General features: G+C 71.1%; 18 protein-coding genes. 5 read left to right on the forward strand and 13 right to left on the reverse strand.

Going from position 1 to position 19394, the window contains the following annotated elements; genetic code table 11:
* Positions 1 to 321: 321 nt before the first annotated feature.
* From FBY35_RS06745 to FBY35_RS06770, 6 genes are all read right to left on the reverse strand, one after another.
* The gene (locus FBY35_RS06745) at positions 322 to 1587 is read right to left on the reverse strand and encodes an ABC transporter substrate-binding protein (protein ID WP_142212907.1); all 1266 of its coding nucleotides are present in this window, start codon (positions 1585 to 1587) and stop codon (positions 322 to 324) included.
* Between the two features lie 2 nt (positions 1588 to 1589).
* A complete protein-coding gene (locus tag FBY35_RS06750; RefSeq protein ID WP_260848670.1) occupies positions 1590 to 2660 on the reverse strand; it encodes a branched-chain amino acid ABC transporter permease in 1071 nt (356 codons plus the stop codon).
* Between the two features lie 49 nt (positions 2661 to 2709).
* Complete coding sequence (locus tag FBY35_RS06755) at positions 2710 to 3600, reverse strand: branched-chain amino acid ABC transporter permease (RefSeq protein ID WP_142212908.1); 891 nt, start codon at positions 3598 to 3600, stop codon at positions 2710 to 2712.
* Complete coding sequence (locus tag FBY35_RS06760; protein ID WP_186356971.1) at positions 3597 to 4403, reverse strand: ABC transporter ATP-binding protein; 807 nt, start codon at positions 4401 to 4403, stop codon at positions 3597 to 3599. Before FBY35_RS06760 ends, FBY35_RS06755 begins: the two co-directional genes overlap by 4 nt.
* A 14-nt stretch (positions 4404 to 4417) precedes the next feature.
* A complete protein-coding gene (locus tag FBY35_RS06765) occupies positions 4418 to 5224 on the reverse strand; it encodes an ABC transporter ATP-binding protein (RefSeq protein ID WP_142212909.1) in 807 nt (268 codons plus the stop codon).
* Between the two features lie 379 nt (positions 5225 to 5603).
* Positions 5604 to 6719 (reverse strand): glycerate kinase, encoded by a 1116-nt coding sequence (locus FBY35_RS06770; protein ID WP_142214938.1) that lies wholly within the window; start codon positions 6717 to 6719, stop codon positions 5604 to 5606.
* Positions 6720 to 6887: 168 nt separating this feature from the next.
* On the opposite strand from FBY35_RS06770, the gene FBY35_RS06775 reads away from it, so the two are divergent.
* From FBY35_RS06775 to FBY35_RS06785, 3 genes are all read left to right on the forward strand, one after another.
* A complete protein-coding gene (locus tag FBY35_RS06775; protein WP_142212910.1) occupies positions 6888 to 7964 on the forward strand; it encodes an ADP-ribosylglycohydrolase family protein in 1077 nt (358 codons plus the stop codon).
* A 142-nt stretch (positions 7965 to 8106) separates the two neighbouring features.
* On the forward strand, positions 8107 to 8598 hold the full coding sequence (locus tag FBY35_RS06780; protein ID WP_142212911.1) for an NUDIX hydrolase: 492 nt from the start codon (positions 8107 to 8109) through the stop codon (positions 8596 to 8598).
* 248 nt (positions 8599 to 8846) lie between these two features.
* Entirely contained in the window at positions 8847 to 9740 is an 894-nt protein-coding gene (locus FBY35_RS06785) for a universal stress protein (protein ID WP_142212912.1), read from the forward strand.
* A gap of 27 nt (positions 9741 to 9767) precedes the next feature.
* Here FBY35_RS06785 and FBY35_RS06790 read toward each other — a convergent pair whose 3' ends face one another.
* Positions 9768 to 10793, reverse strand: coding sequence for a 6-phosphofructokinase (locus FBY35_RS06790; RefSeq protein WP_142212913.1), 1026 nt, complete (start codon positions 10791 to 10793; stop codon positions 9768 to 9770).
* Positions 10794 to 11001: 208 nt separating this feature from the next.
* Here FBY35_RS06790 and FBY35_RS06795 point away from each other — a divergent pair, with 208 nt between their 5' ends.
* On the forward strand, positions 11002 to 11721 hold the full coding sequence (locus tag FBY35_RS06795; protein WP_142212914.1) for a Sir2 family NAD-dependent protein deacetylase: 720 nt from the start codon (positions 11002 to 11004) through the stop codon (positions 11719 to 11721).
* 19 nt (positions 11722 to 11740) lie between these two features.
* Here the strand turns inward: FBY35_RS06795 and FBY35_RS06800 are convergent, their stop codons facing one another.
* The 6 genes from FBY35_RS06800 to FBY35_RS06825 form a co-directional block, all read right to left on the reverse strand.
* On the reverse strand, positions 11741 to 12235 hold the full coding sequence (locus FBY35_RS06800; protein WP_142212915.1) for a methylated-DNA--[protein]-cysteine S-methyltransferase: 495 nt from the start codon (positions 12233 to 12235) through the stop codon (positions 11741 to 11743).
* A gap of 12 nt (positions 12236 to 12247) precedes the next feature.
* Entirely contained in the window at positions 12248 to 13723 is a 1476-nt protein-coding gene (locus tag FBY35_RS06805; RefSeq protein WP_142212916.1) for a DNA-3-methyladenine glycosylase 2 family protein, read from the reverse strand.
* A gap of 49 nt (positions 13724 to 13772) precedes the next feature.
* A complete protein-coding gene (locus FBY35_RS06810; RefSeq protein ID WP_142212917.1) occupies positions 13773 to 14294 on the reverse strand; it encodes an O-acetyl-ADP-ribose deacetylase in 522 nt (173 codons plus the stop codon).
* A 10-nt stretch (positions 14295 to 14304) separates the two neighbouring features.
* Positions 14305 to 15729: an NAD(P)/FAD-dependent oxidoreductase gene (locus tag FBY35_RS06815; protein WP_142212918.1), complete on the reverse strand. Its 1425-nt coding sequence runs from the start codon at positions 15727 to 15729 to the stop codon at positions 14305 to 14307.
* Positions 15730 to 15849: 120 nt separating this feature from the next.
* Complete coding sequence (locus FBY35_RS06820; protein WP_142212919.1) at positions 15850 to 16692, reverse strand: inositol monophosphatase family protein; 843 nt, start codon at positions 16690 to 16692, stop codon at positions 15850 to 15852.
* Between the two features lie 120 nt (positions 16693 to 16812).
* A complete protein-coding gene (locus FBY35_RS06825) occupies positions 16813 to 18195 on the reverse strand; it encodes an FAD-binding oxidoreductase (RefSeq protein ID WP_260848540.1) in 1383 nt (460 codons plus the stop codon).
* 408 nt (positions 18196 to 18603) lie between these two features.
* Here FBY35_RS06825 and FBY35_RS06835 point away from each other — a divergent pair, with 408 nt between their 5' ends.
* Positions 18604 to 19386, forward strand: a complete 783-nt coding sequence (locus FBY35_RS06835; protein WP_142212921.1) for a TIGR02569 family protein — start codon at positions 18604 to 18606, stop codon at positions 19384 to 19386.
* The last annotated feature ends 8 nt before the right edge of the window (positions 19387 to 19394 follow it).

The raw sequence follows: 19394 nt of genomic DNA on the forward strand, positions 1-19394 counted from the left end.
TCTGGTGATCGGCTCCCCGCCGGGTGGGCCCGGTCGCCCTACGCACCGTAAGCGCCCCGGATGTGCTGGTCGCTGTCCTGGACGTGCTCAAGGGCCGGGCAGGTGCCGTCCTGGGCCCCGGAGCACACCGAGCGGCCCGGCCTCGGTGCCCGGGGCGGCCCAGGCGTCGTTCGCGGCCTCAGCAGCTCATGCGAGACAGGCGATTTCCGCGAGCGACCCGCAGGGGACGCCCGCACACACCAACGCGCCGGACGGGCGAAAGAAGCCCGTCCGGCGGTTGAGGACAACGCGGCCGATGGTCGCGTGCGAGCCTGCGGCCCCTCAGCTGCCCGACTTGTACGACTCCGCCGACTTGGACACCGCCGCCGGCCGCACCACCTTCAGGCCGCCCGGCACCTTGAGGTCCGGCTTCATGATCAGACTCTGCCGCGTCGACGGAGCCGCCGGGTCGGAGAAGTTGTTCGTGATGCCGAAGCCGTTGTCGTAGGCAGAGATGGTCAGCAGCGCCTTGTCGATGCCCTCTCGTGTCAGGTCCTTGGCCGCGCAAGCCTTCTTCAGCACCTCGCCGTAGACGCTCGCCGCCGTGTAACCGGCGACCACGCCGTTGTCGAGGCCGTCCTTCGGGTAGGCGGCCTTGTACTCCTTCGCCAGCTTCGCCGGACCCGCCCCCTGGTCACCGATGGGGAGGGTGGAGGCGGCGACGTAGTAGTCCTTGGTCAGCGCGGGTGCCGCCGGCGTGCCCAGCAGCTGCGGAGCGAAGGCGGAGTTGTTGCCGACCATCGGGACGTTGAACCCGCCTGCCGCGGCGACGCCGACCAGCGAGGCCGCCTGGCGCGGCCCGGCGCTGATGAGGACCGCCTTGACGCCCGCCTTCTTGAGCGCCGCGACCTGTGCGGACATGTCGTTGTCGGTCGGCTTGATCTTCTGCTCGACAACCGTGAGACCGGCCTGCTGCGCCGCGTACTTGGAGCCCTTCAGCGCGTTCTCCCCGAAGTCGCCCTCGAAGTAGACATGGCCGATCTTGTCGCCCTTGGCGATGCGCTTCTGGCTGAGGAGATAGTCGACGGCGTTGATCGTCTCGATGTCGTACGTCGCACCCACGACCCGGATGTACGGGCTGCCCAGCAGCGATGCCGACCAGGCCTGGGGCACCACGAGCGCCTTGTCCTGGCCGTCGATACGGCCCTTGACCGCGGCGACGAAGGGCGAGCCGATGAACTGCGCGAAGCCGAGCACCTTCGGTTCGAGTTCGGTGTACCCGGCGACGGCCTTCTGCGGGTCGTAGCCGTGGTCGCGGACGGTCAGTTCGATGCTGCGGCCGCAGATGCCGCCGGCGGCGTTGGTCTGCTTCGCCCACAGCTGCTGCGCCTGGGTGACGCTCTTGCCGAGTGAGGCGTAGACGCCGGTCATGTCGGTGAGCACGCCCAGGTTGATGGTCTTGGCCGTGACGCCTTCGCCGGTCTTCACTCCTGCGGCGTCCTTCTCGGAACCGCCGCCTTCGGTGGCCTTCGAGCTGCATCCGGCGAGGGCTGAGCTGGTCAGGGTCAGGGCGGCGGCCAGCGCCGCCAGGTACAGACGTGGCTTCATGTCTACTCCCGTGGGGTCTTGCGCGAGGTGATGAGACGGGTGAGTCCGCCGGGCAGGAAAAGGACGACCGCGACGACCGCGGCGCCGTACAGGTAGCGAGATGCCTCTCCGGGTGCGACGCCGCCCGTGCCGGGGGCGGAGACCAGCGGGAGGGTGTCGCTGTAGTGGGTGAGGATCTGGGGCAGCAGGGAGACGAAGACCGCGCCCACGACGGCGCCGGCGACCGTGCCGAGGCCCCCGATCACGATCATGGCGAGGAATTCGAGGGAGAGGATGACCCCGAAGTACTCGGGGACGGTGCGCTGGAAGACCAGGGCGATCAGTACGCCCGCGAGTCCCGCGTACATCGAGGACAGGACGAAGACGGCGGCCCGGTAGCGGGCGACCGGGACGCCCATGACGCCCGCGGCGATGCGGTGGTCACGGACGGCGTTCATCGCGCGGCCGGGGCGGCCTCGTAGCACTCCCCGGGCGAAGAGGCCGCAGCCGATGAGGGCGAGCAGCGCCACGTACCAGAGCTTCTCGGCGGACTGGAAGGGGACGGCTGCGATGACCGTCTCGCTGTCGTCGAAGTCGATGCCGAAGAGCGAGAGGGGTGGAACGGCCCGGCCGTTGAATCCTCCTGTCAGATCACTGGCGTTGAAGAGGACGTGCTGGCCTATGAAGATCAGCGCGAGCGTCGCGATGCCGAGATACGCGCCGCGCAGCCGTCCCGCGATCGGGCTGAACAGGCCGCCTGCCACGCCTGCGACGAGCACCGCCAGCACGGCGGCGAGCCAGGTAGGCAGGCCGAGGCCGGTGAGGCGGTGGCCGTTCTCCACTCCGCTCTCGCCCGCCAGGACGCAGTAGCTGTACGCGCCCACCGCCAGGAAGAAGGCGTGCCCCATGGAGAGCTGCCCGGTGGCGCCGGTGAGGAGGTTGATGCCGATCGCGCCGATCGCGGCGGCCATCGCGAAGAGTCCGGCCTGCAGCCAGAAGCGGTCCAGGTAGAGGGGCAGAGCCAGGAGGAAGACGGTGCCGGCGACCCAGAGATATGCCTGGGGAGACGTGACGTAGGCTCTGGGGCTTTTCACGTCCGCCCGGGGGCTCGTCGTCACTTCTGTCTCGGGGTTCTTCAGCGTCTCAGACACGGGCGGGCTCCTTCGTACCGAAGAGTCCGGCCGGCCTGAGCAGCAGGACGAGCACCATCACCAGATACGGCGCGAGATCGCCGATCCCCCGGCCCAGGAAGGACAGTTCGCCCTGGTAGCCGGTGGCGAACGACTCGGTGACACCGACGATCAGACCTCCCGCGAGCGCGCCGGTGGTGGAGTCGAGCCCGCCGAGGATCGCCGCCGGGAAGGCCTTGAGTGCGGCGAGGGATGTGGCACGTTCCAGCCCCGGGGTGGGGAAGACGGTGAGGAAGAGCGCGGCCACGGCGGCGAGCGCGCCCGCGACCGCCCAGGCGGCGAGCGAGACCCGGCCCAGACGTACGCCCATCAGCGCCGCGGTTTCCGGATTCTCGGCCGCCGCGCGCATCGACACGCCCCACGAGGTGTAGCGGAACGCGAGCAGGAACACCGTGATGAGCAGGGCCGCGGACACAAAGGCGGCGATACGGGTCTGTGCGACGGTGATGTCCCCGATGGTGACGACGCGATCGCCCCACGGGTCTCCGAGTGCGAGGACGTCCGTGCCGATACGGCGGGTGAGTTCGGTGGTCAGCAGGATGTCCACGCCGATGGTGACGATGGCCAGGACACTGTGGTCGGAGCCCCGGTAACGCCGCATGACGAGGAATTCCACGGCCGCGCCGACGAGGGCGGCGCCCGCGATGCCGACGGCGAGCGCGGCCCAGAAGCCGATGTCGTCGTGGAGTACGGCGGTGACATATCCGCCCGCGAGAAGCAGTGACGCGTGGGCGAAGTTGACGACTTCGGTGGCCTTGAAGATGACGACGAAGCCGAGCGCGATCAGCGCGTAGACGGAGCCGATGGACAGTCCGCCGAGGAGTAGTTCGGTGAAGGTCGTCATACCTGGGCCTCCGTTCCTAGATAGGCCTGTACGACGGCCGGGTCGCTCTGTACCTGGGTGGGAGTGCCGTCGGCGATCCGGCGCCCGAAGTCCAGTACGGTCACGGCGTCCGCGAGCCGCATCACCACCCCCATGTCGTGTTCGACAAGCACGATGGATATGCCGAGGCTGTCTCGTACGCCCGCGATGACGGAGGCGGTCTGCCGCCGCTCGTCGGCGGTCATCCCTGCGACGGGCTCGTCGAGGAGCAGCAGCCGCGGTTCCATGCACAGGGCGCGGCCGAGTTCGACGAGCTTCTGCTTTCCGTACGGGAGTGCTCCCGCAGGTCGGTCCAGATCGCCGCCGAGTCCGGTGAACTCCGCGATCTCCCGTACCCGGTCCAGGTGTTGGCGCGCCTCGCGGGCGGCGGACGGCAGTCGCAGCCCGGCGGCGAGGAACCCGGCGCGGGTGAGCCTGTGGCGGCCGAGCAGCAGGCTGTCGGCGACGGTGGCGTGCGGAGGGAGCGCGAGGTTCTGGAAGGTACGGGCGATGCCGAGTGCGGCAATGCGGTCGGGAGGGAGCCCGGTGAGCTCCTTCTCGCCGAAGCGGACGCTGCCGGAGGTGGCCCGGTAGACGCCGGACAGGACGTTGAAGGTGGTGGACTTTCCAGCGCCGTTGGGGCCGATGAGGGCGTGGACGCTGCCCGGCTGGACGGTGAAGGAGACCGAGTCGAGGGCGGTGAGCCCGGCGAAGCGGACGGTGAGGTCCGTGACGTCGAGGGCGGGCACGGCGGGGCCGCTGGGGTTTGCCGCGCCTTCCTCCAGGGGACGGGGTTCGCTCACGCCGACCACCTGCTCAGGGCCGGAGCCGACGCCTGCGCGGTGACTGCGTCGGCCGCCGCCGTCTCGTCGACCACGCCCAGATACCGGCGCCGTACCTCGTCCGAGGCGGCGAGTTCGTCCGCCCGGCCCGAGAGAGCGACCTCGCCGACGTCGAGTACGTACGCCGCCGAGGCAAGCCGCAGCGCGATCGCCGCGTTCTGCTCGACCAGCAGGACCGACGTTCCGGTGGCGTTGATCTCCTGCACGGTCTCGGCGATGCGCTCCGCCATCAGCGGGGCGAGGCCGAGCGACGGCTCGTCGAGCAGCAGAAGCCGCGGCCGGGCCATCAACGCCCTTCCCATCGCGAGCATTTGCTGCTCGCCGCCCGACAGCAGTCCCGCACGCTGATGCGCGCGGTCGGCGAGGACGGGGAAGAGCTCATGCACCCGCGCCAGAGCCTCGGCGCTCGACCGGCGCCCGCCGGTCGCGCCCAGCGCCCCCGCCCGGAGATTGTCGGCGACGGTCATCCGTGCGAAGACCTGCCGCCCTTCCGGGACCTGGACGACGCCCGCGGCGACGACCCCGGCCGCGCTCAGGCCTTCCAGCGGACGGCCGTCGAAGCTGATGCTGCCGGACGTGACGCGGCCACGCTGAAAGCCAAGGGTGCGGGAGACGGCGCGCAGCAGGGTCGATTTGCCGGCACCGTTGCCGCCGAGGACGGCGACGATCGTGCCCTGAGGCACATCGATGGAGATGTCGCGCAGTGCCCGTACCGGCCCGTAGCCGACGGACAGCTCGCGCACTTCGAGAGAGGTGGCAGCCATGTGGACCCCCTTTCCGGGCTTGTTCGAAATTGCCCTGTGGGGGCACACACCAGCACCGGCCGGGCGTACCGTCCAGGCGGTATGCCCGAATCGCTGCGCATGACCAGCGATGCGGCGTGCGGATTGTGCACGGGCACAAGGGTGAGGGGGTTTCGGTGCGGGTCTGGGCTTGCGCGGTTCGGTATCGGTGACCGTGTGCGGGCCGCTCCGGGGTTGGGGCCTGCCCCCAAGTTTTCGGGGCGGGGGTGCCCCCCACGGCCGCCAGGCCGTAGGGGGAGGAACACCCCGGCGCCACCGAGCCGAGGTTCAAACAGCGCTCCGGGCGGCGGGGTACGCCCGCGAAACCAGGACCCTCGAAGGGGGCGGGGTGGGGGAACCCCTACCGCAGGAAGTCCCGCGCAATACCTTCCGCCACCCGCTCCAGCAGCGGCCCCGCCTCCGCCATGCACTTCCGCGGGTCCGGCTCCAGCGCCGTCAGGGGATACGCCCGGCGGATCCCCGCCCGGCCCAGCGCCTCGGGAGGCAGCGCCAGGCGGCCGCAGACCGCGACGACCTCGATGTTCTGGGCGCGGGCCACCGCCGCGACTCCCGCGGGAGCCTTGCCGTGGAGGGTCTGTTCGTCGAGGGAGCCTTCGCCGGTGATCACGAGGGTCGCCCGGGACAGTGCCGGCGCGAAGCCGAGGACGTCGAGCATGACCTCGATGCCGGGCCGGAAGCTCGCGCCGAGGGCGACGAGCGCGCCGTAGCCGATGCCGCCGGCCGCCCCAGCGCCAGGGAGCCGGGCCTGCTCGGGGCCGAGGACGGACGCGTAGTGGGTGAGCGCGGCGTCCAGCGTGGCGACGTCCTCGGGCGTCGCGCCCTTCTGCGGGCCGTACACCGCGGGCGCGCCCTTCGGCCCGGTCAGCGGGTTGTCGACATCACTTGCGAGGACCAGGTCGACGCCCTTGAGACGGGGGTCGAGGCCGGACAGGTCCGCGGACGCGAGATCGCGCAGGCCGCCGCCGCCCGGGCCGACGGGCTCGCCGTCCGCGTTCAGGAAGCGCGCGCCGAGGGCCGCGAGCATGCCCGCGCCGCCGTCCGTGGTCGCGCTGCCGCCGACGCCGAAGACGATCGTCCGGGCTCCCGCGTCGAGCGCGGCGCGCAGTAGCTCGCCGGAGCCGTACGTCGTCGAGGTGAGGGGGGCGAAGACGCCCTCGGGGAGGTGCTGGAGCCCGGAGGCCTCCGCCATCTCCACCACCGCGGTGCCTTCCCGCAGGGCGTACGCCGCGGTGAGGGATTCGCCGAGCGGCCCGGTCACCAGGACCTCGCGGCGTTCAAAACCGGCCGCCACCGCCGCGGCGACCGTGCCGTCGCCGCCGTCCGCGACGGGCAGGGTCTCGACCGCCAGACCGGGTACGACCCGCAGGAGGCCCGCGGTGACCCGTTCCGCGACCTCTACGGCCGTGAGCGAGCCCTTGAACTTGTCAGCCGCGACGAGCACATGCGCGGGCTGAATAACTGCTCCGTCCGTCACCTTGCTATCCCTTGCTTTCGAACAGGCAGTCGCGCCGCCCCGACCCTATCCGGACGTTCAGATGGTCTGCCACCTGATCATGATCTGACATTTCGCACCATACTGGGGCACTGCCGAGCGATTCCGGCGCCGATTCGGTAAACCGGACGTATGGGCCTACAGCACGTCGACCTCGCCGACCGGATCCTCGGCGGCTGGCTGGGCCGGGTCGCAGGCAACATGCTCGGCAAGCCCGTCGAGCGCGGCGACTACTGGACCCGCGACCGCATCGACCGGTATCTGCGCCGCACCGACGCGCTCCCGCTCACCGACTACCTCCCCGGGCCGCCGGCCGACGCGATGCCCGGCGAATTCGAGCTGCGTCCCGAGTGGCGTGAGTGCGTACGGGGCCGGATCCACGGCAGTTGCCGGGACGACGACGTGGACTACACCGTCCTCGGGCTGCATCTTCTGGAGAGCCGCGGCTTCGGGTTCACCACCGAGCAGGTGGGCGAGGCCTGGCTGCTGCATCTGCCGTTCCTGCAGACGTTCACCGCCGAGCGGGCCGCCTACCGCAATCTCGCGAACGGTCTCACGCCCCCGGTCAGCGCCACGCGCGACAACCCCTACCAGGAGTGGATCGGCGCGCTCATCCGCGCCGACATCTTCGGCTGGACCTGTCCCGGCGACCCGCGCCGCGCCGCCGCGCTCGCCCGCCGTGACGCGGTCCTCTCGCACACGGGCAACGGCGTGTACGGGGCGATGTGGGCGGCCGCCCTGATCGCCGCCGCGTTCACCGCGAACATCCCGCGCGATGCGGTCGAGGCGGCGCTGGAACGTATCCCCGCGGGCTGCCGGCTCGCGCGCGCGGTACGCCACACCGTGGCCCTGCACGCCTCCGGCACGTCCTGGTCCGACACGCTCGGCGAGCTGGCCGCGGAGACGGGCGGCCTGGGCTGGATCCACACCGTTCCGAATGCTGCCGTCATCACGGCCGGACTGCTGTACGGCGCGGGCGACTTCACCTCCACCATCGCCCTCACGGTCCGCGGCGGCCTCGACACCGATTCCAACGGGGCGACGGCGGGCTCGGTGGCGGGTGTGCTGGGCGGGGCGGCCGCCATCCCCGCGCAGTGGACGGAGCCTCTGGAGGACCGGCTGCGTACCGCGGTATTCGGGTTCGACGGCGTACGGATCAGCGAACTGGCGGAGCGTACGGTGCGGTTGGCGGCGCTCGTAGCGAGTTGACGCGACACGGACACAATGGAGCTTGCGCTGTCGGACGGTTCGCAGGTGTGCCTTCAGCTGTCGGGGGCCGGAGAGCCGCTCGGCCGGAAACGCCCACCCGGCACCAAGGGCTGACGCCCGCACCCCCGTTACGCTTCCCACAATGACTACCTCTGACTACGCCACGTACATCGCCTCCCTGCCCCGCATCCTCGCGGGCGCCGCCGCCCTCATCCGTGACGGCGAGGGACGTGTACTGATCGTCGAGCCCAACTACCGTGAGGGCTGGGCACTTCCCGGCGGAACCGTCGAGTCGGATCTGGGCGAGACCCCGCGACAGGCCGCCCGCAGGGAGACCCTTGAGGAGATCGGACTCGATGTGGAGCCGGGCGCGCTGCTGGCGGTGGACTGGGTGCAGGGCGCCGCACGACCGCCGATCGCGGCGTACGTGTACGACGGCGGAGTGCTGACCGAGGCTCAGTTCGTGGCGATCCGGCTGCCGGAGGATGAGCTGGTCTCCTGGCGGCTGGTGTCCCGTGACGAGATCCCGGTACACCTGCTGGGCTCGCTGGGTCACCGTGCACTGGCGGCTCTGGACGCGCTGGAGAAGGGCAGTGGGACGGTGGAGCTGGAGAACGGGCTGCCGCCCGCCTGAGTCCTGTCCCGCCGATCATGCCGGACCGGATCCAATCGGCTCGCGGCAGCGAGGACTCGCTGCGTACGTTGGCGGTGAGGGCAACGGCGGGATCGACGGCCGACGCGGAGGTCGAACGGCTTGCCGGGACCCTGGGAGCGCCCGACTCGGCGGGGGGGAGCGGCTGGATGGGGCCGGCCGTGGAACAGTGGGAGTACCGCTCGGGTGTGCGGCGCGTCAGAGGCATCCGGCGAGGCGAAGGAGGCGCGATGAGACTGCCGGTGGTAGCGGGGATCGATGGCTCAGCACGCAGCATGGCAGCGGCCGACTGGGCTGCCCGGGAAGCGACACTTCGCCGGGCGCCGCTCCGGCTGGTGCACGCCACACCGCCTGCGCCCGGTCTGGTCATGCCAGTGACCGCCGCGGAGGCATGGCAGCAAGTCGGGGAAGAGGTGCTCCAGCACGCGGTCGCCGACCTCGGTGAGCGGTACCGGGACCTCGTCGTACGGAGCGAGCACATGTCCGGGTATCCGGCCGAGACCCTGCTGTCGGCTGCGGCGAGCGCCGGGCTCCTGGTCGTCGGAGCCCGGGGTACGGGCGGCTTCGACGGCCTCGTGATGGGATCGGTGGCGCTGAGCACCGCAGCATCCGCCGCCTGTCCCGTGGTGGTGGTTCCCGGGCAGGCAGCGGATAAAGGTGACAAGGAGGAGGCCCCGGCGGCGGACGGGCCGGCGCGCGTGGTGACAGGTCTTGACGCGCACGAACCGATCAACGAGACAGCGGACTTCGCCTTCGCTGCCGCCCGGGGGCACGACGCGCTTCTGCGGGTGGTGCACGCGTGGGCGCTTCCCGCCGACTCCGTGTCCCCGTTGATGCTCGACGTCACTGAGGAGGACCGCGCCACCTGGGAGGATCAGGAGCTCCTGTTGCTGTCCGACGCCCTGCGGGCGTTCCGTGAGAAGTACCCCGAGGTCGCCGTGCAGCCCGATGTCCGGCTGCTCCATCCGGCGGTGGCACTGCTGACCGCGTCTTCGGGTGCGGACCTGCTGGTCATCGGGCGGCACACTGAGTCAGGGGCGCCGGAGGGGCGGCTCGGGCCGGTCGCCCACGCGGTGCTGCACCACGCTCGTTGCCCGGTGGCGATCGTGCCGTATGCCGGCTGACCGCGACAGGAATTGCGGCCCGGCCGGTCAGCCGAAGAAGACTTCGAACTCGTCGTAGAGCGAAGGATCGACCGTCTTGGCCTTGGCCGTGGCATCGGTGAGGGGGATGCGGACGATGTCCGTACCGCGTACGGCCACCATCATGCCGAAGGCCCCGTCCCTGACCGCTTCGACGGCGTGCAGACCGAAGCGCGTCGCGAGCCACCGGTCGTACGGGCTCGGCGTACCGCCCCGCTGGACGTGGCCCAGGACCGTGGTGCGAGCATCCTCTCCGGTGCGATCGGCGATCTCCCGGGACACCCACTCACCGATGCCGGACAGCCGTACGTGCCCGAACTCGTCGACCGTCCGGTCCTTGAGAACCATCTGGCCCTCCTTGGGCATCGCCCCCTCCGCCACGACGACGATCGGCGCATAGTTGATCTTGAATCGGCTCTCCACCCAGCGGCAGACCTGATCGATGTCGAACGGCCGCTCAGGAATGAGGATTGCGTTGGCGCCACCCGCAACGCCGGCGTACAGGGCAATCCAGCCCGCGTGCCGGCCCATGACCTCGACCACCAGCGCCCGCATGTGCGACTCGGCAGTGGTATGCAGCCTGTCGATCGCCTCGGTGGCGATGCCGACGGCGGTGTCGAAACCGAAGGTGTAGTCCGTCCCGGACACGTCGTTGTCGATGGTCTTCGGTACCCCCACCACCTTGATTCCCCGGCGGCTCAGCTCGGTGGCGACGCCGAGAGTGTCCTCGCCGCCGATCACGATCAGCGCGTCGATGCCGTGCGCCGCAAGGGTGTCCCGTACCCGGCCTTCCCCGTCCTCCTCCTTGAGCGGATTGGTACGGGAGGAGCCGAGGATGGTCCCCCCTCGGGGAAGGATTCCGCGTACGGCGGAGATGTCCAGCGGGACGACCCTGTCCTCGATCGCGCCGAGCCAGCCGTCGCGCAAGCCGATGAATTCGTACCCCCAATCCTGGACGCCCTTGCGCACCACACTGCGGATCACGGCATTGAGCCCGGGGCAGTCACCACCGCCGGTCAGCACACCGACCCTCATGGGCTTCTCCTTCCTGCCCGCTCGCGCTACCGCCGCCGCGGGGGCATCGCTGGTGACCGCGGGGACCGGTGTCGCCCCTGCCTCCAGCCTCCACCCATCCGATCGGCAGTGCCCACTCAGCCGGTGTCGAACAGCCGAACCGTGCCGGCCATGGTCCCCGCCCCGATTTCCGTTCGCCTCGTGCGGACAGGCGTCCTACCCTCGGCCCATGAACAAGCCTCTCGTCGTGATCCTGAGCGGCGCCGGTGTCTCCACGGACTCCGGCATCCCCGACTACCGCGGGCCGAACGGCCTGTGGCGGCGCGATCCGGAGGCCGAGAAGCTCGTCACCTACGACTACTACATGGCCGATCCGGAGATCCGCCGCCGGTCCTGGCAGATGCGGCGGAAGAACCGGACGCTGCAGGCCGAGCCCAACACGGCGCACCGGGCCGTGGCGGAGCTGGAGCGGTCCGGGGTGCCGGTGCGGGTGATCACGCAGAACGTGGACGGGTTGCACCAGCTGGCCGGCCTGCCCGGGCGCAAGGTGCTCGAACTGCACGGCACCGCACGGACCGTGGTGTGCACCAAGTGCCATGCCAAGGCACCGATGGAGGAAGCGCTCGCGCGAGTCGAGGCCGGTGAGGAGGATCCGCCGTGCATGGAGTGCGGCGGCATCCTCAAGTCGGCCACGGTGATGTTCGGCGAGCGGCTCGACCCCGTGGTACTGGGCGAGGCTCTCGCGATCACCAAGGCATGCCAGGTCTTCATCGCCGTCGGCACCAGCCTCCAGGTGCAGCCCGCCGCCGGGCTTGCCGGTGTCGCCGCCGAGCACGGCGCCCGGCTGATCATCGTCAACGCCGAGCCGACGCCGTACGACGAGCTGGCGGACGAGGTCGTGCGCGAGCCGATCGGTGAGTCGCTGCCGGCCCTGCTCAAGCGCTTGTGAGCGCCGCCGGACCCGGTTGTCAGAAGAGCGCGTCGTCGGGCGTGCCGGACTCGAACGCCAGCAGCCGGTGCTTGCGGTTGAGTCCGCCGCCGTAGCCGACGAGGCTGCCCTTCGAGCCGATGACACGGTGGCAGGGGACGATGATCCCGATCGGGTTCTTGCCGTTGGCCAGACCCACCGCGCGGGAGGCACCGGCGTTGCCGAGCGCCTCGGCCAGTTCCCCGTAGGTCCGTGTCTCGCCGTACGGGATCTGCCGCAGCTGCTCCCAGACGCGCTGCTGGAAGTCCGTGCCGTGCAGCCGCATCGGCAGGTCGAACTCCGTCAGCTCGCGGGCGAAGTAGGCCTCCAGCTGGCGGATCGCATCGCCGAAGGGCGCGGGATCCTCCACACCGAAGGTCTCCTCGTCGGGCCGGTGACGCTGGTCGGTCATATAGAGGCCGCTCAGCACTTCGTCGGTGGCGACGAGGGTCAGCGGGCCGTACGGGCTGTCGAAGACCGTGTGCTGCTTGGTCATGGCTGAACTTCCTTATGAGGGGAGGCGGTTGATGGGGTGGTCGTCGGTGGCCCAGAGGTACTGGACGGCGTAGGCCCGCCAGGGGCGCCAGGCCGCGGCGCGCTCGGTGAGCGCGGCCGGGGTCGAGGGCAGACCCAGCTCGGCGGCGGCGCGCCGCATCCCGAGGTCGCCGGGCAGGAACGCGTCCGGGTCGCCCAGGGCGCGCATCGCGATCACTTCCACCGTCCAGGGGCCGAAGCCGGGCATCGCGGTCAGCTGGGCGCGGGCCTCGTTCCAGTCGCTGTCGATGCCGAGCCGCAGTGAGCCGTCCGCCAGGGCCCCGACCAGGATCATCAAGGTGGTGCGGCGGGTGCCGGGCAGCGCCAGGGTCTGGGGGTCCATCGTCGCCAGCGCCTCGCAGGGCGGGAAGAGGTGCGTGAGGCCGCCTTCGGCGTCCTCGATCGCCTCGCCGTGGGCGGTGACCAGGCGGGCCGCGTGGGTGCGGGCCGCGGCCGTCGAGACCTGCTGGCCGAGCACCGCCCGTACGGCGAACTCCGCCGCGTCGACGGTGCGCGGCACGCGCCGCCCCGGCGCCTTGTCGACCAGCGGCGCGAGCAACTCGTCCGTCCGCAGCTGGTCGTCGACGGCGACCGGATCGGCGTCCAGGTCGAGCATCCAGCGGCAGCGGCTGATGGCGAGGGTGAGGTCGCTGGGGTCGGTGAGGGAGAGCCGGCAGGCGATGTGGTCGGGCTTCGGGGTGAGGGCGACGATGCCGTGTCCGTGGGGGAGGTTCAGGGTGCGGCGATAGGCCCCGTCCAGCCACTCCTCGACACCGGGTACGGCGGTCGCGGCGAGGTGGCCGAAGAGGTTGCTCGGGTCGAGCGGCGCGCGGTACGGCAGCCGCAGGGAGATCACACCTGGTGTCTGCGGGGGTGCGGTGCGGCTGCGGGCGGCCCGGGTGCGCAGTTCGCCGGGGGCCAGTGCGAAGACCTCGCGGACGGTGTCGTTGAACGTACGGATGGAGGCGAAGCCGGCCGCGAAGGCGACCTCGGCCATGGGGAGCGGGGTGGTTTCGATGAGCAGGCGCGCGGTCTGGGCGCGCTGCGCGCGGGCCAGTGCGAGCGGTCCCGCGCCCAGCTCGGCGAGGAGCTGGCGCTCGATCTGCCGGGTCGAGTAGCCGAGGCGGGCGGCGAGACCGGGGACCCCTTCGCGGTCCACCACTCCGTCGCGGATGAGGCGCATGGCCCGCGCGACGGTGTCCGCGCGGGCGTTCCACTCCGGGGAGCCGGGGCTGGTGTCGGGGCGGCAGCGCTTGCAGGCCCGGAATCCGGCCTGCTGACAGGCTGCGGCGCTCGGGTAGAAGGTCATGTTCTCGACCTTCGGCGGCACCACCGGGCAGCTGGGGCGGCAGTAGATCCGCGTGGTCAGCACGGCCGTGAAGAACCAGCCGTCGAATCGGGCGTCCTTCGACTGGACGGCGCGTACGCAGCGCTCGGTGTCGGTGTGCATGGCTCAAGCATCTGGCAGCGCCAGGGCCGGTGCTAGCGAGAAAACGACATCAACCTTGTGCTGCCAGGGCAGTCTCGAATTCCCTGTACGCGTCCTCGTCGAAGAGCACGAACCGCACCTCGGTGACCGGCACGGCAGCCGCCTCGCGGACCGTGCGGACGGCGACCCGTGCGCCGTCGTCCATCGGCCAGCCGTAGATTCCGGTGGAGATGGCGGGGAAGGCGACGGTCCTCGCACCGAGCTCCTGTGCCACGCGCAGCGACTCCCGGTAACAGGAGGCCAGCAGGCCGGACCGGTCCTCCTGCCGGGACCAGACGGGGCCGACCGTGTGGATCACGTGGTCCGCGTCCAGGCGGCCCGCGGTGGTGGCGACGGCCTGCCCGGTGCGCAGCCCCTTGCCGTACTGCGAGGCGCGCAGGGCACGGCATTCCGCGAGGATCTCGGGTCCGCCGCGACGGTGGATGGCCCCGTCGACACCGCCGCCGCCGAGCAGTGAGGAATTGGCGGCGTTGACGATGGCGTCGGCATGCTGCTGGGTGATGTCCCCGCGCACCAGCGTGATCTCGACCATGACGTCCAGCCTACGCAGCGCGCACACGGCGCAGAGTGCGCCAGACCGCCTTCGCGGCGTGGTGGCCGGACATGCCGTGCACACCGGGGCCCGGCGGGGTCGCGGAGGAGCAGATGAAGACGGCGGGGTGCGCGGTGGCGTACGGGACGCGGGCGAGCCTGGGCCGGATCAGCGTCTGCAGTCCGGCGAAGGCTCCGCAGGCGATGTCCCCGCCGACGTAATTGGCGTTGCGCCGGGCGATCCGGGGCGGGCCCGCGACGGCGCGGGCCAGCACGAGGTCGCGGAAACCGGGCGCGAAACGCTCCAGCTGCCGCTCGATGACCTCGGTCGCGTCGCCCTCCCAGCCGGCCGGAACATGGCCGTACGCCCAAAGGACATGCTTGCCGGCAGGGGCCCGGGAGGGGTCCACCAGGCTGGGCTGGGCGGTGATCAGGAAGGGAACGTCGGGGTCGCGGCCCGCGACGGCGGCGGTCAGGGCCGCGTCGATCTCACCGGCGGTGGGGCCGATGTGCACGGTCCCTGCCCTGCGGGCCTCCTTCGCGGTCCAGGGCACGGGCCCCGAGAGCGCGTAGTCGATCTTGAAAGCCGAGGCGCCGTACCGGTAGTGCCCATACGCCTGGCCGAGGCCCGCGATCCTGGCCAGCGCGGTCGGCGAGGTGTCGAAAACATACGCTCGGGCCGGGGGCAGCTCGTCCAGCCGCTTGACCTCCGCGCCCGTATGGATCACGCCGCCCTGCTCACGCAGATACGAGGCGAGGGCGTCGGAGATCGCCTGCGAACCGCCGCGCGGCACCGGCCAGCCGACCTCGTGCGCGGCGAGCGCGAAGCACAGGGCGACCCCTGCGGTGGCGAACCCGCTGATGGGCGCGATGGCATGCGCGGCAAGACCGGCGAGCAGACCGTGGGCACGCTCCCCCTCGAAACGGCGCGAGATCCAGGTGGCGGGCTGCAGCGCGAGCAGCCCGAAGCGGGCGAGACGATACGGGTCGCGAGGCAGCCCGTCCCAGGGGGTGCGCAGGAAGTCCGCGGCGAGGGTGTCCCAGTGTCCGCGGAAGGGCGCGACAAGCCGTCGGTATGCCCCGGCGTCACCGGCGCCCAGCGACATGGCGCTCTCCCCGACCGAGCGGCTCAGCACGGCCGCGGTGCCGTCCGGAAAGGGGTGCGCGAGGGGCAGTTCGGGGTGCAGCCACTGAAGGCCGTGCCGGGCAAGTGGCATGGCGGCGAAGGCGGGTGAGCCGATGCCGAGCGGATGGACCGCCGAGCAGGGGTCGTGCCTGAAGCCCGGGAGGGTGAGCTCCTCGGTCCTCGCTCCCCCGCCGATGGTGTCCATAGCCTCGTACACCGCCACCGAGAAGCCGCGGCGGGCCAGTTCGACCGCCGCGGTCAGCCCGTTGGGCCCCGCCCCCACGACGACGGCATCGAGCATCGACGGCACCTTCGGACTCCTTTGTCAGCCGATGGCCAGGTCCCCAGGATAGGGCGGAGCACCGACAGCGGGGGCGGCAGTGGGCTCCGCGGCGATGATTTCCCGGACCCGTCCGTTGCGCGGGCGTCCTCAGACGGCGGACGGGCCTGATGGGCCGAGCAGCAGATCCCGCACCTTCTGGGCCGTTCCGCTGTCCCTCGCCGCCGTGAACGGAAGCGTGTTTCCTCCCGCGATACGGAAAGGCTCTCCCGACACCGTCATCTGCGCCCCGCCCGCCTCCGTCACCAGGAGCAGGCCAGCCGCGTGGTCCCACGCGTTCTCCCAGGAGAAGGCCACCGCGTCCAGATCGCCCCGGGCCACGGACAGGTACTCCAGGCCCGCCGATCCGCAGGGGCGTGCCTGGACGCCCCCGCCGTTCAGGCCGAGCAGGGCGTGCTTCTGGTCCGGTGTCGTGAAGTCCGGGTGGGACATCGCGACCTCCAGGACCGCGCCCGGCGCCGGCGAGCCCGACCGTATCGGGGTGCCGTTGAGCCGTGCGCCGCTGCCCCGGATCGCGATCGCCATCTCTTCCAGGACCGGTGCGTACGTCCAGGACGCCAACACCTCGCCGTGCTGTGTGAGGGCGACGAGCGTGCAGAATCCGGGCTCGCCGCGGACGAACTGCCGTGTGCCGTCCACCGGGTCCACGATCCACACGGGGGCGTCGCCGAGCAGCGCCTCGTACACCGACGGGTCCGCGTGGACGGCCTCCTCGCCCACCACGACGGAGCCGGGCAGCAGGGCCGTCAGCGAGGCGGTGAGGTGCTCCTCGGCATTGCGGTCGGCCGTCGTCACAAGGTCGTGCGGGCCGCTCTTCTCGACGATCTCGTGTGCGGCGAGCTGGCGGTAGCGCGGCGTGATCTCGGTGGCGGCCGCCTTGCGGACCGCCTCCTCGACAGCGGAAAGATCACCGTTTAGGAAGTCATCGATCATTTCTCCAGCAAAGCACGGCCCGCTGACATCGCGCTGTCCGGTCGGCACCCCGCTGCGTAACCCTGCATTCCCCTCGGGTTCGCGCGGCGGAGAGCACGCCCTGTAAGCGGACGAGGACATCTATCGCCCGAGGTAGGAGAAGAAGACGTTGTCGGGGTCGTAGCGTTCCTTGAGCCGTTCCAGGCGGTCCCAGTCGGACGGGCTGAAGGAGCGCCGGGCGCGGGAGGGGTCTGCGGTGAGGTCGGCTTCGGCGATGTAGTGGCCCGTCCCGAGTGGTTCGACCGCTCGCATGGCGTCGCGCAGCCAGCGGATGTTGGCACCGTCCTGCGCCGGGGAGTCCCACATCGCGAACGGGACGACGTAGCTGTCGCCGAGCACCGAGAAGGCCATGTCCTGCTGGAGTGTCTTCTCCCGTGAAACCGGTGACACGGGGGCGAGTACGAGCGACCTCTCGGAGGGGGCCGCGGCGACCACTGCGGCGAGCCGCGACAGCAAGGTTTCGTAGTCCGCGCCCGACCACAGGGTGTCGGCGCCACAGCGGTGGCTCGCCGGCCACAGGGACTCTGAGGTGTCGTACAGGGTCTCGAAGGTGGCCGCCGGCTCGTCGGCCCGGCTGAAGACGGCCCGGTCGTGGAGCGGGCAGGCACGCAGTGGCCCGAGGGCGCGGATCGCCTCGTCCTTGCTGTCCGCGAAGGCGGTGGCCGCGACGACGACCACCTTGGGCCTCGGTGTGGCCGCCGACATGGCCGGGTCGGCGGTGCCCAGCAGGAAGGACACTTCGACGGTCGGCGGAAGTTCGGCGGCGGCCTCGCTGAACCAGCGGGTCACGGGTACGACGTCTGCCAGCGGAAAGGCGTACGTGGTCGTGATGATGGCCGCCGGGCGCGGGTACAGGGCGAGGCGGAAGCTGGTGACGATGGCGAAGAAACCGGGGCCGGCTCCGCGCGCCGCCCAGAACAGGTCGGAGTTCTCCTTCGCGTCGCAGGTGACGACCTCGCCCGCGGCGGTCACGGCTTCAATCTGCCGCACGCTCGCGCAAGCCGGTCCCAGCGCGCCGGAGTTCCAGCCGAGACCGCCGCTGAGGAGGTATCCGCCGACGGCGACGGACCCGCAATGCCCGGTGGGGAAGGCCAGGCCGTGCCTGGAGAGTTCGGCGGCGAGTGCGCTGCCGGTGACGGCGGGCTGGACCGTCGCCGTGGCCGAGTCCGGGTCGATGCGGGTCCGGTTGAGTGCGGCGAGGTCGATGAGCATGCCTCCGTCGCGCAGTGGCGAACCGACCCAGCTGTGCCCGCCCGCCCGTACGGCGATGCGCAGTCCCTCGGAGCGAGCCAGTGCGACGGCTTCCGGGACATCGCGTTCCGAGGCGACCCGCACGATTACGTCCGGGAACCGATGGGGCTTGAGCCCGTTCCACAGGATGCCCTCCCAGGCCCTCTCGTATGCGGGCTCGCCCCGCCGGACTATGTCGCCCTCGATACGCCGCGCCTGCGTCGGTCCGCGCACGATGACCCCATTGGTTGACCAGTCGTCAGTGTCTGTCGGTCGTCAGTCAGTGAGGTCACGAGGGTGGCGCCTTCGCCGCCCCGGACCCGGCTTGCAGTAACACCGTTACGGAGTAGCCTACTACGTAAGGGAGTTATCGGACAAATAGGGGAATACGCCGGATCAAGATCGAGCAGATCCATCCCGAGCTGGGCGCCAAGGCCTTCGAGGCATGGAGCACAAAGCCCGACCGACACCCCGACTGAACTGACGGGGTGTCACGAAGGCTGCGGGGAGCGAGGCTGCGACGCCGCCCCGGCGGCAGAAGGCAGACGCGCCGCGGTTCGACTTCGCCCGGCACCTCGAGTTCATCGGGTACGAAGGGAAGGTTCGGCAACTATGCAAGCCAGCCGCCTACGCTCCCCGGCCATGAGCCAGTCCCTCGCACCGTCCGCTCGCGTACTCACGGCTTTCGGGGCAACCGAAGAGCCGGTCCCGCTGCCCGGTGGCCGGGGTTCCGCCTGGCGTTCAGGCCCGCTGGTGCTGGAGCCCGCCGAGGCGGCGCCCGAGACGGTGTGGCGCGCGGGCGTGCTGCACCATCTGCCGCAGACCCCCGGCTTCCGGGTGGCCCGCCCCGTCCCGGCGGTGGACGGCGGCTGGACTGCGCACGGCTGGGAGGCCTCACGGCTGATCGTCGGATCCGCCGATCCGGACCGCGCCGACGATGTCATCCGGGCGGGCGAGGCGTTCCACGCGGCGCTCAGGGACCTGCCCCGTCCGCGTTTCCTCGGCATACGCGACACCCCGTGGTCGCGCGCGGACCGGCTGGCCTGGCAGGAGATCGACGCGGCCCCGGACGTCCCGCTGCTCAAGCCGCTCCTGGCCGCCCGCCGTCCGGTCGATGCACCTGCCCAGATCGTCCACGGTGATCTGCTGGCCCATGTCCTCTTCGAGCCCGGCCTGCCCCCCGCAATCACCGACTGGCGACCGTACTGGCGCCCGGCGGCCTGGGCCTCGGCGATCGTCGCCGTCGACGCGCTGCGCCGGTCGGCGGCCGACTCGGCACTGCTGGAGCGATGGTCGCGTCTGCCCGACTGGCGTCAACTCCTCGTCCGCGCCCTGATCTTCCGCATCGCGGCGCACGAGAGCCTCGACGAGACGGCGGAGAGCGAGTACAGCCCCGTCGTGGACCTCGTACTGGCCACCGGCTGACCGGTCAC

Origin of the sequence: Streptomyces sp. SLBN-118, from assembly GCF_006715635.1 — a bacterium.
Classification (GTDB): domain Bacteria; phylum Actinomycetota; class Actinomycetes; order Streptomycetales; family Streptomycetaceae; genus Streptomyces.